The sequence below is a fragment of the Elusimicrobiaceae bacterium genome (genome assembly GCA_017528825.1).
GTDB lineage: Bacteria > Elusimicrobiota > Elusimicrobia > Elusimicrobiales > Elusimicrobiaceae > Avelusimicrobium.
Genome location: JAFXOI010000027.1, coordinates 1 through 15,843, shown reverse-complemented (window position 1 = coordinate 15,843; position 15,843 = coordinate 1). Strand labels below are relative to the sequence as shown.

At 43.4% G+C, this 15,843-nt stretch carries 13 protein-coding genes and 1 pseudogene; 10 read left to right on the top strand and 4 right to left on the bottom strand.

The genetic code is table 11. From position 1 onward, the window contains the following. Positions 1-69: 69 nt before the first annotated feature. On the top strand, positions 70-1,149 hold the full coding sequence (locus IKN49_05420; protein MBR3632475.1) for a pilin: 1,080 nt from the start codon (positions 70-72) through the stop codon (positions 1,147-1,149). Positions 1,150-1,210: 61 nt separating this feature from the next. Here the strand turns inward: IKN49_05420 and IKN49_05415 are convergent, their stop codons facing one another. The 3 genes from IKN49_05415 to IKN49_05405 all read right to left on the bottom strand — a co-directional run bounded on the left by IKN49_05415 (position 1,211) and on the right by IKN49_05405 (position 3,082). Next, on the bottom strand, positions 1,211-1,477 hold the full coding sequence (locus IKN49_05415; GenBank protein ID MBR3632474.1) for a DUF167 domain-containing protein: 267 nt from the start codon (positions 1,475-1,477) through the stop codon (positions 1,211-1,213). Then, positions 1,474-2,199, bottom strand: coding sequence for a YggS family pyridoxal phosphate-dependent enzyme (locus IKN49_05410; GenBank protein ID MBR3632473.1), 726 nt, complete (start codon positions 2,197-2,199; stop codon positions 1,474-1,476). The genes IKN49_05415 and IKN49_05410 overlap by 4 nt, the downstream gene beginning before the upstream one ends. A 178-nt stretch (positions 2,200-2,377) precedes the next feature. Beyond that, on the bottom strand, positions 2,378-3,082 hold the full coding sequence (locus IKN49_05405) for a helix-turn-helix transcriptional regulator (protein ID MBR3632472.1): 705 nt from the start codon (positions 3,080-3,082) through the stop codon (positions 2,378-2,380). Between the two features lie 461 nt (positions 3,083-3,543). Here IKN49_05405 and IKN49_05400 point away from each other — a divergent pair, with 461 nt between their 5' ends. The 6 genes and pseudogenes from IKN49_05400 (at position 3,544) to IKN49_05375 (ending at position 8,602) form a co-directional block, all read left to right on the top strand. Then, complete coding sequence (locus IKN49_05400) at positions 3,544-3,828, top strand: hypothetical protein (protein ID MBR3632471.1); 285 nt, start codon at positions 3,544-3,546, stop codon at positions 3,826-3,828. 59 nt (positions 3,829-3,887) lie between these two features. Further along, complete coding sequence (locus IKN49_05395) at positions 3,888-4,478, top strand: ATP-dependent Clp protease proteolytic subunit (GenBank protein ID MBR3632470.1); 591 nt, start codon at positions 3,888-3,890, stop codon at positions 4,476-4,478. Positions 4,479-4,695: 217 nt separating this feature from the next. Next, complete coding sequence (locus IKN49_05390) at positions 4,696-5,622, top strand: pilin (protein ID MBR3632469.1); 927 nt, start codon at positions 4,696-4,698, stop codon at positions 5,620-5,622. A 197-nt stretch (positions 5,623-5,819) separates the two neighbouring features. Next, complete coding sequence (gene rpsO, locus IKN49_05385; GenBank protein MBR3632468.1) at positions 5,820-6,089, top strand: 30S ribosomal protein S15; 270 nt, start codon at positions 5,820-5,822, stop codon at positions 6,087-6,089. Between the two features lie 5 nt (positions 6,090-6,094). Further along, positions 6,095-8,206, top strand: coding sequence for a polyribonucleotide nucleotidyltransferase (gene pnp, locus IKN49_05380; GenBank protein ID MBR3632467.1), 2,112 nt, complete (start codon positions 6,095-6,097; stop codon positions 8,204-8,206). A gap of 270 nt (positions 8,207-8,476) precedes the next feature. Then, positions 8,477-8,602: pseudogene (locus IKN49_05375) on the top strand (pilin). Between the two features lie 444 nt (positions 8,603-9,046). Here the strand turns inward: IKN49_05375 and IKN49_05370 are convergent. Then, the gene (locus tag IKN49_05370; protein ID MBR3632466.1) at positions 9,047-10,249 is read right to left on the bottom strand and encodes a phosphopentomutase; all 1,203 of its coding nucleotides are present in this window, start codon (positions 10,247-10,249) and stop codon (positions 9,047-9,049) included. 128 nt (positions 10,250-10,377) lie between these two features. Between IKN49_05370 and IKN49_05365 the strand changes: the two genes are divergently transcribed. From IKN49_05365 to IKN49_05355, 3 genes are all read left to right on the top strand, one after another. Then, entirely contained in the window at positions 10,378-13,086 is a 2,709-nt protein-coding gene (locus IKN49_05365; protein ID MBR3632465.1) for a hypothetical protein, read from the top strand. 87 nt (positions 13,087-13,173) lie between these two features. After that, complete coding sequence (locus tag IKN49_05360; GenBank protein MBR3632464.1) at positions 13,174-13,746, top strand: hypothetical protein; 573 nt, start codon at positions 13,174-13,176, stop codon at positions 13,744-13,746. A 1-nt stretch (position 13,747) separates the two neighbouring features. Continuing rightward, the coding region (locus IKN49_05355; protein ID MBR3632463.1) for an EAL domain-containing protein at positions 13,748-15,843 on the top strand (2,096 nt) is incomplete at its 3' end.

Genomic DNA, 15,843 nt, shown 5'->3' with positions numbered 1-15,843 from the left:
TTTTCAAGGCACTTGCTTGTGAAACGTTGCATTACGGGCGTTTTAAGATGATTAAACAGGAGAATAAAAATGTCAAGGAAAGCCTTTACTTTAATAGAACTATTAATCGTAGTTCTTATTATCGGTATTTTATCTGCTATTGCAATACCGATGTATCAAGGAGCAGTAGATAAAAGTCATTGGAGTACCATGCTCCCCGGAGCCAAAGCCATTAAAGATGCCGAAGAGGCCATTAAAATGACCAATGGAGCTTATACAGATAATATGGCTAATTTAGATGTTACTATGAATAATACTGATTTAACCTTTGCATTAGTAACGCCCAATAATACCGCTGACCCCAATGTAATCAGAGTGACGAATAGTAAGTTAGCTAATGTACGATTAGCCAGTTATTTAGACCAAAGTCCGATGTTTGCCGGGCAGTTACATTGTGAAGCCAAGACGGGAGATGAACGGGCCGAAAGACTGTGCGGAAAATTACTCATGGGTCAAGATTTAACTTCCGCAGACGGTTACACGGCCTATTTATTAGACCAAGAGATTGATAAAGCCACGTGTGATCATGTCAGCCGTACCTGGTCTAAAAAGAACACAAAATGTTTTAAAACAGAAGAAGACCGTTGCAAAGCCAATGGCATGCCGTATACAAATGGAGTTTGCGGATATACCAATACCAAAAATGTAACTATTGAAGAAGACGGAATCTGCCGTGCAAATCAGGGAGGCGGTTGTAATAATGCGGTAATTAATGAGGGAGGAGTATGTCAAGTCAGCGGGACTGGTAGTGCCGGTGGATGTCAGTATTCTACTATTAATGCCGGAGGAGAGTGCAAGGGTTCTTGGAATGATAGGGCTTGTTTTTATTCAACTGTCAATGAAGGTGGCGTGTGCAATGGGTCTTGTGAATACTCTCAAATTAACAAAGGTGGCGTGTGTAAAAATGGTTGCTCTAATGTGATTGTCAATGAAGGCGGAATATGTGAATCTAATTGTTGGAATTGTTGTGGCGGTGCTTACACTGTTTACAAAAGTGGTAGTAAATGTATAGCTACAACACCATCAAATGGCTGCGGTTTTGGGACAACATATGAGGGTACTGCTTGTTGCGAAGGGCTTTATTGTCCCAATAATGTACCGAAATGCTAATTATATATAATAAAACCCCCGCTCAGTAGTTCGGAGCGGGGGTTTTTGAAAAACAGAAAGATTAGGGAATAGAGTCCATGATTTGGCGGAGTTCTTCTTCACTTTTATCGCGCACTTCTACTGTTTTTTCTTTGCCTTTTTCGCCTTTGATAATGATAATTTGATCCTCGCGTACGGCAAAAAAATCAGCTAAAAACGTTTTCATAATACCATTGGCAATATCATCATCTACTTGCTTATTTTTAATTTTCATCCGCAAGACACTGCCGATACGGCTGATAATTTCATTGTGTCCTGTGGTAGGAATAACTCTTACCTTAATAATCATAACTCCTCCAAATCTTGCGCAAATAACTTGCTACCTATACGCGGTAAAGTGGAACCTTCTTGTACAGCTATGGCAAAATCTTCGCTCATTCCTAAGGATAAATAGCGCGGCCCGTTTCCGACCGGAAAATCCCTTTCAAAGGCTTGGCGCACTTGGCTAAACAAAGCGTGCAAGAGAGCCTTGTCCTCTGTTTGAGGGGCGATAGCCATATATCCGCAAGGACGTATATGTTGCAATGACGCTAATTGCTTTAATAATTGCGGGGCAGTTTCTAGGGAAAGACCGGATTGGCTTTCTTTGTGGGTTAATTTAATTTGCAATAAGACGTACAAGGTTTTATGTAACTTCCGTGCCTGCAAATCCAATGCCTGCGCAATTTGTATATTGTCAATTGAATCTATAAAATCAAACAGCTTGGCCGCTTGGGCGGCTTTATTACTTTGCAAATGTCCGATAAAATGCTTTACAACGTGATGTTTTGCAAAAGAGGGTTGCGTCCAGCGTTTTACGGCTTGTTGTACGCGGCTTTCGCCAATATGCTTAATAAGACCGGTATCTAAAAGTGTTAAAACATCTTCGTCTGCGGCGTACTTGGTGACGGCCATGACAGAAACGTCTTTCTCTTGTCGAGAGCTCTGACGGCACGCCTGTTCTATTGCTTGTTGTATTTCGGTAAAACGATGAACTAATTGTGCCGCTGTTTGCATAAAAACCCTTGACATATTATATCAAAATTTACTTAAATCAGCAATTTTTCTGGGTAAAGAACCATTTATGAGAATACAAACAGGGACAGACTGCTAATTGTAAGCTCAATTTATAGACAAAATCCAACTATTTATCCTTCACTCGCTTTGGGTAAGTGGTGAATATAGCAGAGCTTTTACGAGAAATAAAAGGCTATAGCGGTTTAATCCTTTTTATGATTTGCCCGAGAGGATAAAATTGCTTGTTTACCGTCACAATTTTATGGGTTGGAAAGGCTTCATAATGTAGCGCTTGTGCATGATGAATAATTTTTCTGACGATATATTTGCCTTTTCCGTTTGTGAAAATCATGACAGCTTGACCTGTTAATTCCGTGCAAGGTTTGACAAGAGATAAATCATCAGAAGACACGGCATCTTCTATGCCTAAATACTGGCTGGCGATTAAAAATCTGGCTCCTTGGGCGTATCTTCGGGGGATGCTCCACCACTCTATCACATCTTCTTCCTGATAGTAAGGAAAAGTATTTTGCAAGGTGCGAACGAAGGGGATTTTTACGGAATTGCTTTGAGAATACAAATTGTCTGTTTCCGACACAGAAGAGGCGAAATAACTCCCGTCATCGGCTCTTTCTCTGAGTGCATAGGTGGTTGGAAAGGAAATCGGGTCTGGGTAGATGACAGAGGGTTGTTTCTCAAATAATTTCAACACGCTGTACGTATCTAGATTAAAGAGGGAGGCCATTTGGGCCACATAGCCTTTGGATGGGTGCCGCTTGCCGGTTGCCCATAAAGCGGTGGTGGCGGTGGATACGCCCAACGCTTTTGCTAACTTTGCTTGGGCCCCGCGCAAGATGCCGTTATTCCATTTTTCAAGCTGTTTTTCAAATTTATTCATATCTTTTCCTCTTCGGTATATGAGTGTTGCAATCGGAAAAATCGAAAGTGCTTGACAAACGCTAACAAAACTTACTATACTAACACAAGATAAACTGGGTGCGCCAATACATTTTCTGCGGACGGCACCATATGTAGCAACATATGAATGGAAGAGGGACCGGCCCCCGGTTCTGCATCATGGCCCTGTGATGTTTTGCTCTTCAACGTCCCGACCGCATATTTTTTCCAGATCTATGCGGTCTTATTTTACCAAATAAAAAGCTAGTTGAGTTAGTAAAGTTACAAAATAATTAATTTTAGTCCTCATCAGAAATTAAGTAGTATTTGGCACATTGCTAACTCAACTAGCGCTAATCTATGACTTATTTCCCTTCTATATTGTTGCAATGCATTGCGCTACTTTTGCTCTTGGTGCAGGTGTGGCTGGAATGGTCTGAGATGAAATAAGTGCATCTTCCTATGCATTACGACAAAATTGATTTAGAAAACCTCATTTTTCTTGTGGCCGGCTTGCAACAAAAGGAAGTATTAAGCAAGCAAGGATATTTACTGGTGCGAAGCGACTGCCTACTCTTAAACCGGCTCGTGGAAATTTATAATCATTTTTTTGCCGAAGAAAATATGAATTTTATGGAGAGGGAACTAGAAGAAGATACTTGGAACAATTTGCTTTTCGCAAGTGCCTATTTTGCCGAGCAACTATATGATCCGCTACAACCTTCTTTTCACTTGGATACGCATTAAATTGCCTCAATGAGATCAGTTTTTTCGTATAATAAAAGAAATTCATTTTAGGAGAAATTATGATTATACCTACTATTATTGAGAAAAATGTTGGTTACGATATTTTTTCCAGATTACTCAAAGACCGTATTATTTTTGTAGGCGGTCGCGAAGGAGAAGTGGATACGGCCAGCGCGAATATGATTATCGCCCAGTTGTTATACTTGGATGCGGAAGATTCACAACGGGAAATCAATTTGTATATTAATTCACCGGGCGGAATGGTGACGGCGGGACTAGCTATTTACGATACCATGCAATTTATCAAGGCCCCGATTACCACCATCTGCATGGGACAGGCGATGAGCTTCGGAGCAGTGTTACTCGCTTCCGGCTCTAAAGGGCGCAGATATGCTTTGCCGCATGCCCGCATTATGATTCACCAGCCACTTATTTGGGGAGGCGGAATTTCCGGACAAGTGACTGATATAGAAATTGAAACACGGGAACTGAGAGATAATAAAGAACATTTATTAGACATCTTGGCTAAACACACCGGTCAACCCAAAGAAAAAATTCGCCAAGACAGCGAAAGAAATTATTATCTGTCAGCCGAAGAAGCAAAAGCGTATGGCATTATAGATGAAGTGTTAACTTTACGCGATAAATAATAGGTAACAGTATTACAAAACCCCGCTCAAGCGAGCGGGGTTTTCTTTTTGCCCCTGCCGTGTTCTTGATTGGTCGTTTTTTCGTCGGGAAATAAAAAAGGCTTGACTTGTTTTTTTTTTTTGCTACCATTTTTTTATGACGCCGCTGTTTTTAAGACACTGAGTCGTTAAACGTTGCATTACGGGCGTTTTAAGATGATTAAACAGGAGAATAAAAATGTCAAAGAAAGCCTTTACTTTAATAGAACTATTAATTGTAGTTCTCATTATCGGAGTGTTAAGTGCTATTGCTATCCCCATGTATCAAGGGGCAGTAGATAAGAGCCATTGGAGTACAATGCTCCCCGGAGCCAAAGCCATTAAAGACGCCGAAGAAGCCATTAAAATGACCAATGGCGCTTATACAGATAATATGGCTAATTTGGACGTTACCATGAATAATGCTGATTTAACCTTTGCCTTGGTAACGCCCAATAATACGGCAGATCCGAATGTCATCCGTGTTACGAACAGTAAGCTACCCAATGTACGGCTGGCCAGCTATTTAGATGATAACCCGAAATTTGCCGGACAACTACATTGTGAAGCACTTGCCGGAGACGAAAGAGCAAACCGACTTTGTGAGAAATTATTACTAGGACAATACTTAAAAAATACCGATGATGGATATACGAGATATTTGTTAGATCAATCCGTGGATAAAGCCACCTGTGGAGCGGCAACTGGTAGCTGGAGCAGTAGCAAAACAAAATGTTATAAAGACGATCAAACACGTTGTGATGCATTAAACATGGATTATTTGGGAAATGGACAATGCGGGTTTGAGAATGTAGGAACAAATAAAATTGTCGGGGAGGAAGGAGTCGCAGTATGTAATGCAATAGATTCCTGTCGTAGCGCGACTTTTGACGGAGGCTTTTGTATAGCGAATGCAGGATATAGTTGCCGGGCTTCTACTTTTAAAAACGGAGCTATTTGTTATGCCAATGCAGGTGCGTTCGCTTGTGGGTCATTTGATCCGTTTAATACAGATGTGCGTTCAACCTATGATGACACCTCATGTTGTTGTGGAAACAATTGTCCCAGTTATGCTCCCAGCTGTGCCTCACGCGGCATTACTTGTGACCCGCAATACATGAAATAAATGCTATAATTTCCTTATAACAGAGCCCCCTGCATTTTGGTACGCGCAAGGGGGCTTTTTATTTGCTATAATATACGAGTAGTCTATAAAAATTAAAACAAAAACTAAAATAAGGAGAAGGTTGGACTCCGGCTCGGTGTTTCCTAAGGTGATGGGACGCTTGGTCGTTACAGTTTTCAACCTAAGTGTAAAATAAGATGGTACTCTCAATGCAAGAAAGAAAAGACATTATCGGCAAATTCCAAACCAGCGCCAATGATACGGGCTCTGCCGCTGTACAAATCGCGCTGATTACGGAACGTATTGCTTATATTTCCAATCACTTGAAAGCTAATCCGAAAGATTTTGCGGGTGAACGCGGTTTGAACAAACTGGTCGGACAACGCAAACGCTTGTTGGCTTATTTGAAAAAATCTGACTTTGAAAAATATCAACAATTGACCAAAGAACTCAAATTGAGGAAATAATCGTAATGGAAAATTTCAACCACAAATTTGACATCCACTCGTTGGATGTGGAAGTTGGCGGACAAACCATTAATTTGCAAACCGGCTTGATTGCCAAGCAATCCGACGGTGCGGTAATGGTAACTTTGGGAGATACAAAGGTATTAGCTACCGCTGTGAGCACCAAAGAACAAAAGCCGGGTCTTTCCGACTTTATGCCCTTGACCGTCAATTACAAAGAGCGCACCTATGCCGCCGGCAAAATCCCGGGCGGATTTTTCAAACGTGAAGGGCGCGCCAGCAAAAAAGAAACCCTTTGCTCCCGCATTATTGACCGCACCTTACGCCCGATTTTCCCGGAAGGTTTTGCTTGCGAAACCAACGTAACGGCCATGGTGCTTTCTTATGATGAAGAACATGGCGCCGATATTATCAGCGTCTTGGCCTCTTCTGCCGCTTTAGTGATTTCTTCTATTCCGTTTAATGAGCCGGTAGCCGCTGTGCGCATCGGCCGCATTAACGGGGAATATATCGTCAATCCGACCAAATCCCAAGAAGAAGAATGCGATATGGACTTAGTGATCGCAGGTTCTGCTCAAGGATTACTGATGGTAGAAGGCGGTGCCAAAGAAGTAGAAGAAGAAGCTATTATCAAAGCCATGGAAGTAGCTAAACCGGCTATTGATAAATTGTGCGAAGTGCAAAATAAATTGCGCGAACTCTGCGGTAAACCCAAATTTGAATATGCGGTAGAAAAACTCCCGCAAGAAGTGGCTGATTTGGCCAATGGTAAATTCCGCGAAGAAGCCAAAAAAATCTTACACGCATTTTCCGATAAGCAAACCCGCGATATTCAGGTAGCCCAGCTCAAAGCTTCCTTTACGGAAGAATTGACCGCCAACTATGGCGACAATGCCGCTACGTATGCCGCTTTTGCTTTGGAACAAATTATGTACGAAGAATCCCGCGCCATGGTACTCAATGAAGGCGTGCGCGTGGACGGCCGCAAACCCGAAGAAATCCGCCCCTTAAGTTCTATGGTGGGTCTCTTGCCGCGTGCGCATGGTTCTGCCTTGTTCACCCGCGGTCAAACCCAATCTTTAGCGGTTGCTACCTTGGGTACGGCTGACGACCAACAAATGGTAGAAGGCATTGATCCTACTTCGTATGAACGCTTTATGTTGCATTATAACTTCCCGGGTTTTGCCACGGGTGAATGCAAACCGGACCGCAGCCCCGGCCGCCGCGAAATCGGCCACGGAGAGCTTGCCCGCCGCGCCTTAATGCCGCTTATTCCCAGCGAAGAAGAATTCCCGTACACCATCCGTGTTGTATCTGACATTATGGAATCGAACGGTTCTTCCTCTATGGCTAGCGTCTGCGGTGGTTCTTTAGCCCTGTTTGATGCCGGCGTGCCGATGAAAGCGGCCTGCTCCGGTATTGCCATGGGTGCTATTTCCGGTAACGGTAAATTTGTCGTCTTGTCCGATATTATGGGCTTGGAAGACCACTTGGGCGATATGGACTTTAAACTGACCGGTTCCCGCCAAGGTATTACCGCCTTCCAAATGGACGTGAAACTCAAAACCGGTATTCCTTTAGATATTTTGCGTCAAGCGATTGCGCAAGCTACCCGCGGCCGCATGCATATCATGGAACACATGGAAAAAACCATTGCCGAACCGAGAAAACAAGTATCCCGTTTTGCTCCGGTGATTTTCAAAATGAAAATCCCCGTGGACAAAATTGGTGCGTTAATCGGCCCCGGCGGTAAAAACATCAAACGCATTACCGAAACGACCGGTACCAAGATTGATATCCAAGAGGACGGTACAGTATCTATTGCCGCCGCTAACGGAGACAAATTGGACCAAGCCAAAGCGGAAATCGATATGATGACTGCCGAAGCGGAAGTCGGTAAGATTTACAAAGGTAAAGTAGTATCCATCCAACCGTTTGGTGCCTTTGTGGAAATCTTGCCCGGTAAAGACGGACTGTTACATATTTCCGAGATTGAAAAACACCGCATTAACAAAGTGGAAGATGTCTTGCACTTGGGCGATGAAGTGGAAGTGAAATGTGTAGAAATTGACGGCAGCGGCAAAGTACGCCTCTCCCGCAAAGTCTTGTTGAAATAGTATTTTAACAACACAATATAACGGCCTCTGCATGATGCGGGGGCCGTTTTTCGTGGCGTTTTGAAAACGAAAGTGGCTGAGATCCTGAGCAGAAACGCCTCAGGATGACGACAGTTAATAACAATAAGTAAATGTCATGCTGAGTCGTCTTTGCTCAGCATTTCAACCTTATTTGTTGTTTTCTTTTTGCCCCTTTTATCGTAGGTAAATAAGAAAAGACTTGACACTGTTTTTTTTAGTATCATTTAAAAATATCAAAGGAGGTTGTGTATGTTTGTAAGAAATAGCAAAGCGTTTACGCTTATTGAGTTGTTAGTAGTAGTATTAATTATTGGTATTTTGTCTGCGATTGCCTTGCCACAATATCAAATGGCAGTAGAAAAAGCACAAATGGCGCGTGTCTTACCTATTTTTCAAGGGTTATGCACGGCTCGGCAGACCTGTATTTTGGAAACAGGAGAGAAGTGCTCTAATATAGATGCTATAGCTACCTCAGTTAGTGATAAGGACGGAGTACCTATTACACAGGCTCGTTTGGATGCTAGCAGTTCTTCTTCCCCTATTCTGTTGGATGGTAAGTGGGGCATATATAAAGACGGAGATACGTGGCTTATCTCTCATGTTCCATATGGATCAGGACCTTATTTTTGTCGGCTATATATCAACGAAAACAATTGTTGGGCACAAGCGAACGCCAGTCATCCCAAAGGGGTTATTTTGATAAGAACGATTGTCCCTTCTTTAACTTGTTCTTCGGGTTGGTGCGGAGAAGTAGTTAGAAAAATCAGATAATAACTACTCCCCAGATTATCGGGGAGTAGTCATTTTCCTTGATTTCTTTTACAGAAAGCTCTTTCCGGTTTGCAGTTTAGGTAATCCTAAATAATCGGCGGCGGTTTGCCCTAAATCGGCATACGTATCACGCGCGCCGACGGAGCCCGGTACCACTTTCTTGCCAAACATAATAACAGGCACATGTTCGCGGGTGTGGTCGGTGCCTTTATAGGTAGGGTCACATCCGTGGTCGGCGGTGATGAACACAATATCATCCTCGGTCAGTAGGGGGAGTAATTCCGGCAAGCGGGAGTCAAAATATTCTAGGCCTTTTTTATATCCTTCCACGTCGCGACGATGTCCCCACGTCATATCAAAATCCACAAAATTAGTAAAAATGATACTGTTAGCGGGCGCATTTTTAATTTCCTGTAAGGTGACGTTCCACAGTTCTTCCAAGCCCGACGCTTTTACCGCACGCGTAATACCTTGTTGAGCAAAAATATCCGCAATTTTGCCAACTGAAATCACATTTCCGCCGGATTTTTTCATCACGTCTAGTAAAGTTTCTTGCGGTGGTTTAACAGAATAGTCGTGACGGTTTTTAGTGCGCTTAAATTCCCCTTTTTTCTCTCCTTCAAAGGGGCGTGCAATCACGCGCGCGATATTATACGGTTTGAGATGTTTGAAGGCAATTTCGCACACTTGGTACAAACGGTCCAAGCCAAAATGCTTTTCGCTGGCGGCAATTTGGAAAACGCTGTCCGCCGAAGTGTAACAAATCGGTTTGCCGGTTTTAATATGTTCTTCGCCCAGTTCGTCAATAATCACAGTACCGGAGGCGGCTTTGTTACCCAAAATACCGGGCAGATTGGCCTCGGCACAAATTTTTTCAATTAGTTCCGGCGGGAAAGACGGATAATCGGGCTTAAAATAACCCCAGTCAAACGTAACAGGCACGCCCGCCATTTCCCAGTGGCCCGAGGAGGTATCTTTTCCTTTGCTGACCTCTTTCATGTAACCGTATTTAGAAGGCAGTTGCAAGGTGGCTGCGGGTTGTTCTCCGGCGGCGATTTCCCGACCGGTAGAGGCCTGCGCGGCCTTGAATAAACCTAAGGCCGCTAAATTGGGGAGTTTAATCCCGCCACTTTTAGCGGCAATATTACCCAAAGTATCAGCACCTTCATCACCGAAGGCGGCGGCATCTTCTGCCCCACCTACGCCAAAAGAATCCATCATTAAAATAATTACACGTTTGTTGGTTGCCATATAAGCTCCTTTTTGTAGTGCTTTTACTTACTGTAGCATTTTTAAGGGCTAAAAAACCTGTAAAATTTAGCATATCCCTTTTGTAGATAAATTGCTATCATATATTTATTCCAGTTTAGGAGTGAAACATGAAAAAAATAGCGTGTTTGTTGTTTTGTGTTTTTTTAAATTCATTTTTGTGGGCGGGGGAAGGAAAAACCCTTACCATTACAGGTGGAACTTATTCATCAGATGTGCTGGCCGATAGCGAAACAGCCTCTGAGGTAGACAGCCAATCCAATACACTTTCTATTTCCGGCGGAACCTTTAATAAAAATGCAATTGCCGGTCAAAGTGATACAGGTAATGCTGCAAATAATACCTTACAAATATCCGGTGGCACTTTTAATGAGTCTTCGCTGATGGGGGGAATTTCTTTGAAAGCTAGTGCCTCCGAAAATACAGTCACTTTGAAGAGCATTTCTACTTCAGGTAGTGTAGCCGGAGGATTTGCTCCTGAAGGAGAAGTTACCAAAAATACCGTAACTATTTCCGACGGATCTATTTTATATAACACTACCACTCCTAACTATGTGGTGGGGGGCGCTTCCACCAAAAACGATGTTTCCCTAAACGAGATCAACATTACTCAAGGTAGTGTTATTAATACCACAGTAGCAGGTGGATATAATACGGGGACGGGAGATGTGTTTTCCAATACGGTATCGATTACCGGAAATAGTGATTTGACAGATGGCTCTGGATCGGGCGAAACGAGTGTCTATGGGGGATATGCCACTTATGGTACCGCGTATGAAAATAAAGTGGTAATATCCAATGCAAATACCATCGGTACTACCGTATACGGCGGTTATAGCGATACGTCCTATGTGGAAAATAACTCCGTGCAAATAAATGGTACTACTCTTTCTGCTAATATCTATGGAGCTTATACCAAAGCTGCCAGCAGCGATGTAGTTAAAAATACGGTGCATATTAATTCCGGCAGTACTATTTCGGGCACAACGGTAGCTGGTGGCTGGAGTGATGGATCTGGCACGGTCAAAAATAACCAAATCGTGGTGTCAGCGGATGTGGCGTTGGATAATAACATTTCTATTTATGGCGGATATGCTACTAGCGGTGACGCGAAAAAAAATAGTGTCACCTTACATAGTGCCTCAACGGGTGGAGAAATAATAGGTGGCTATTCTGGTTCCGGTGCGGCCTCTCAAAATACACTGACTGTTGATAACACACAAGCCAGCGGCACGGTATTTGCGGCCGGTTGGGCCCCTGCAGGTGCGGCTACGGATAATACGGCTACTCTTTCCAATGTGACGCTTACCGGCTCTGTGTATGGCGGATATGGGCAAAGTGCTTCCGGCAATACGGTAAATCTTACCAATGCGATATTAAGTGGAGACGTTTACGGCGGGTATGCTACAGCAGGTGAAGCGTCCGGCAATAAAACGGTAATCAACGGTGCTGGTAAAACCATTACTGGTAATGTATATGGGGGATATTCTAACGGCGGGGCAGCTTCGGGCAACCAAGTAGATTTATCGCAGGTAACCGTCACTGGAGATGTATATGGCGGTTATACGGCAGGTTCTGCCGCGACCACGAATAATACAGTATATATGGACAGCACTACGGTTTTAAGCGGCGGTTTATTTGGCGGAAACGGAACAGATAATACCGGCAACTTATTGTATTTGAAAAATTATGTTGGGGTGGTCCCTACGTTTTCCAATTTTGATTCAGTAATAGTTTATGGATTAAATAGTTCCGCACATTTTCAACAAACTGTAAATGCCGTTATTGTGTTACAAGGACGCCCTGACGAAATTACGCAAACTTTACTTTATACACCGGATGCCTCTTCTACTGTTTCGTTGGCCCGTACAAAATTAGGGGCGTATTTGTATGAGTTGTCCTCTACCACGATTGGTTCTGAACAAGCGTGGCAAGTCACCGGCGGATATCAAAATAAATTAGCCAAACCCTATGCACAGGCGCAATTGGCGGGGTTAACTTTGGCCGGTATGGGCAGGGATTTGTTGACAGGAACCTTCCAAGAGGCTTTATCGGAAGAAAAAGAAACCAACGGTTTTTTGTCCACACAGTTTTATGATAATTCTTATAAAACGGGTAGCAGTTTTGATATGAAAAGTTTTGTGGCCCAAGCCGGACGCTGGTATCAAAGTGGTGGAAAGGTATTTGGTGGTTTTGTTCAATATGGTCATGGTAGTTATTCTACACACCCAGTGGATGCAGAAGGCGGACTGAATACCTATGCTCTTGGAGTGTTTGCTTTGTTACCCTATAGCGAAGAGGGGTATGTTGAACTCATTGCGCGGGGCGGTTATCAGACAGATGATTTTACTTCTGATGAATTAGATTCCGAATTAGACCGGAAAGGATTTTTTGGTGGCTTTTCTGCGGGAATTAGTCAGCAATTGGCCGCCGTCCGGTTCTATGGACGAGGAAATTGGCTAGCATTGCAAGGAGATAATCTGAAAGATGACTTAGGGCAAAAATTCCATTTCAAAACGGTACAAAGTTTGACCGGACAAGCAGGGGTTCATATCGATTTGGGAACTATTGCCAACAAATATAAACCGTATGTAGATGTGTCAGGGATTTATGAAGCGCTGGGAGAAAGCAATGTGACTCTGGACAAGCATAAAATTAAAGATGCTGATTTGGGCGGCTGGACGGGAAAAGGTGCGTTGGGCGTTACAGCAGATTGTTTGAATGCATTAATCCCTATGAAGTCTAGTTTTTCTGTATTTGGATTGGTCGGCCGCGCACAAGGTTGGGGGGCGGATATCCGGTTAATGTTTGCATTTTAAGGAATTTTTATAGTTATTTGTTATCGGTTACAATAAGTACGGGAATAGATACAATTATATAGATGTTTAGAGATAAGGGGAAAAACTATGAATAAAGCGTATCAAACGATGCGTAACTTTTGGTTGGATGTCAATAATTTACAACATAAAAAAGAAGTGCCGCAACTAGGTGCGCATAAGGTGTGTATCGCCGGTGTAGAAATGGCGGCTAAAGATGATGCGGGCCATGTCAAACATGTTCTGATTGCCGCTTCTTCCTTGGGCAATGCCAGCGTGTATTTCGAAAATAACAGTGCCAGCGGTTTAGGCGGTTTTACCGGAGGCTCTTCCAGCGGACCGGTGCGGGAAAAGGCACTACGCATGATTCAGACTGCGGCCAAACTGGCCGATAAATTGCCGGCGGTGGATCAAGTGGCTGAACAAAATAATCCGGACACGGTAACGCTATTTACAGTATCAGCCGAAGGAAAATGGGCCGCCATCGAGTTAAAAGAAACGGATGCGCGCCTGCCGGAAAATCCGTTTTATGGGTTTTTTGCCTATAGCCAACAGCTTTTAGGTGCTTTCCGTCAAGTGCAGGAAAATGCCGCTACGTCGCAGGCAAAAGAAACGAAAGAACCGACAGAGAAATCATCCCCTGTCGCCGAACCGCAAAAATAATATGAAATACAAAACAAAAGGGTTTAAGCGAACTTTTTTATTAGTTGCTTCGGTGGCTTTACTAGTCTCCGGAGGCTCTGTATTGTATTGGTGGCAAATTAGCCAGCGCTTAGAACAGGATACCCAACTGGTACTGCGCTCCGTCGGAAAAGAACTGGCGGAAAATACAACCCGCATGTTTAGCGCCGAATTGCAAATTTTGACTACGTTGGCGGTCTCTTTAGAAGACAGCAAACTGTTAGGCGATAAGTCTCAGTTGTCCACCTATTTATTTGATCAGAATAAAAGAAATCCTTTTGTGCTGACCGGTTTCCAATTTGCGGACGGACAAACTTTATTTTCTAATGGTAAGGCAAAGCAAAACTTTTTGTCTAAATCCATGATAGACGCTACGTATGAACATAGTCATTTTATTTCAGAATTAGTAGATAATCCCTTTGATTCAGAAGAAAAAGGCTTGTTATTGGCTGTTCCTGTGCGTAATAACGGCCATCGCTGGGGGATTGTATTTGCACTACAGCCGGTCTCCGCTTATGATGATATGCTAGACGATTTCTCTTTAAGCAATGGGGGGTTGTCTTTAATTATTAATCAACAAGGGCAAGTATTACTTGCTTATCCCAGAGCTTTCTTTAATAATTTGTTAGAGGCTGTGTCATATACGGTTTTTGACAGGGGATTTTCCGAAGACCAAATCCGACAAGATATGCAGGAGGGCAGAGAAGGTATCAGCGGATATGTGATGCGCGGTAAACATCGCTTTTCTTCGTATTATCCGCTGGGATACAATGGGTGGTATGCAATTTCTGTTTTGCCTACAGCTTCTATGGCTGAAAAAGCACGTATGTTAGTGTTTTTATCCTTGATTTGGTGCGTGTCTATCGTGGTGGTATTGTTGCTATTGCTGATCTTTATTTTACGTTTGCAATATCAAAGTTCCAAGGCATTGTATAAACTGGGTTTTGTAGACCCGCTGACACAGTTGGACAATGCCAATGCTTTCCAATTAAAATTTCCTTCGGCCGTCGAGAGATTGCGTGAGAAAGAAAATGCATTGGTGGCTTTGGTATTAATCAATGTCAATCGTTTCAAAGCCGTCAACGATATATACGGGTTTGAACAAGGCGATCAGGTTCTACGTCAGTTAGCCGATGTATTACACCAAGGTATTAAAGAAGGGGAGCTATTCTGCCGTAGCGGGGCGGACGTATTTCTGCTTTTATTGTCGGCCGACAACAGAGAAACATTAGCTCAGCGAGTGGAAGATTTATTGGAGCAGGCGGGGCACTTCTGTCGGACTGAACAAGAATGTATGCCGCTTTCTCTAACAGGTGGAATTTACGTATTAGAAGAAAATGAACCGTTTTTTATCATGCGGGATCGCGCTCAACTGGCTTGGGAAACTGCCAAACAACAAGTCGGACATCGTTACGCTTTCTACGATGATGAATATAAACAGAAAATGGTTACGGAAAAGCGTATCGAAAGCAGTATGGAAAATGCACTACAAGAGCGGCAATTTAAGGTGTATTTACAACCCAAGTACAGCTTCCAAACGGGGCGTCTGGTAGGTGCAGAGGCTTTGGTGCGGTGGATACACCCTGCCCAAGGGATGATACGGCCGGATTGGTTTATACCGGTATTTGAAAAAAATGGTTTTGTGTTAAAACTAGACCAGTTTATTTGGCAAGAAGTAGTAAATTTAATTAAAAAACGACAAGAAGCAGGACTGCCTTTAGTGCGGATAGGCGTGAATTTTTCACGTTTGCATTTGGACAATCCACAATTTATTGAGACAATTTCCACGGTCGCACAACAGGCCGGCGTGGATACCAAGTGGTTGGAAGTGGAATTAACCGAAAGTGTAGTGTTTGGCAATTCCGAGCGGATGAAACAGGTGCTGGATGGACTACATGCCCAAGGTTTTTCCGTGGCTATGGATGATTTCGGCGCGGGATATTCTTCGCTCAATGTGCTGAAGAACTTGGATTTTGACTGTGTCAAACTGGACAAAGAATTTCTGGCCCGCGGAGAGGGTAATCCGCGTATGCGCCATGTAATTACGGGTCTGGTGCACATGATTAAGGCGCTGGGTAG

Excerpts from the sequence above, each read along its gene's own strand:
- IKN49_05370 (MBR3632466.1), bottom strand. The coding sequence starts at position 10,249 with ATGGCAACCAACAAACGTGTAATTATTTTAATGATGGATTCTTTTGGC.
- IKN49_05405 (MBR3632472.1), bottom strand. The coding sequence starts at position 3,082 with ATGAATAAATTTGAAAAACAGCTTGAAAAATGGAATAACGGCATCTTG.
- IKN49_05415 (MBR3632474.1), bottom strand. The coding sequence starts at position 1,477 with ATGATTATTAAGGTAAGAGTTATTCCTACCACAGGACACAATGAAATT.
- IKN49_05390 (MBR3632469.1), top strand. The coding sequence starts at position 4,696 with ATGTCAAAGAAAGCCTTTACTTTAATAGAACTATTAATTGTAGTTCTC.
- IKN49_05400 (MBR3632471.1), top strand. The coding sequence starts at position 3,544 with ATGCATTACGACAAAATTGATTTAGAAAACCTCATTTTTCTTGTGGCC.
- IKN49_05360 (MBR3632464.1), top strand. The coding sequence starts at position 13,174 with ATGAATAAAGCGTATCAAACGATGCGTAACTTTTGGTTGGATGTCAAT.
- pnp (MBR3632467.1), top strand. The coding sequence starts at position 6,095 with ATGGAAAATTTCAACCACAAATTTGACATCCACTCGTTGGATGTGGAA.
- rpsO (MBR3632468.1), top strand. The coding sequence starts at position 5,820 with ATGGTACTCTCAATGCAAGAAAGAAAAGACATTATCGGCAAATTCCAA.
- IKN49_05420 (MBR3632475.1), top strand. The coding sequence starts at position 70 with ATGTCAAGGAAAGCCTTTACTTTAATAGAACTATTAATCGTAGTTCTT.
- IKN49_05395 (MBR3632470.1), top strand. The coding sequence starts at position 3,888 with ATGATTATACCTACTATTATTGAGAAAAATGTTGGTTACGATATTTTT.
- IKN49_05365 (MBR3632465.1), top strand. The coding sequence starts at position 10,378 with ATGAAAAAAATAGCGTGTTTGTTGTTTTGTGTTTTTTTAAATTCATTT.
- IKN49_05410 (MBR3632473.1), bottom strand. The coding sequence starts at position 2,199 with ATGTCAAGGGTTTTTATGCAAACAGCGGCACAATTAGTTCATCGTTTT.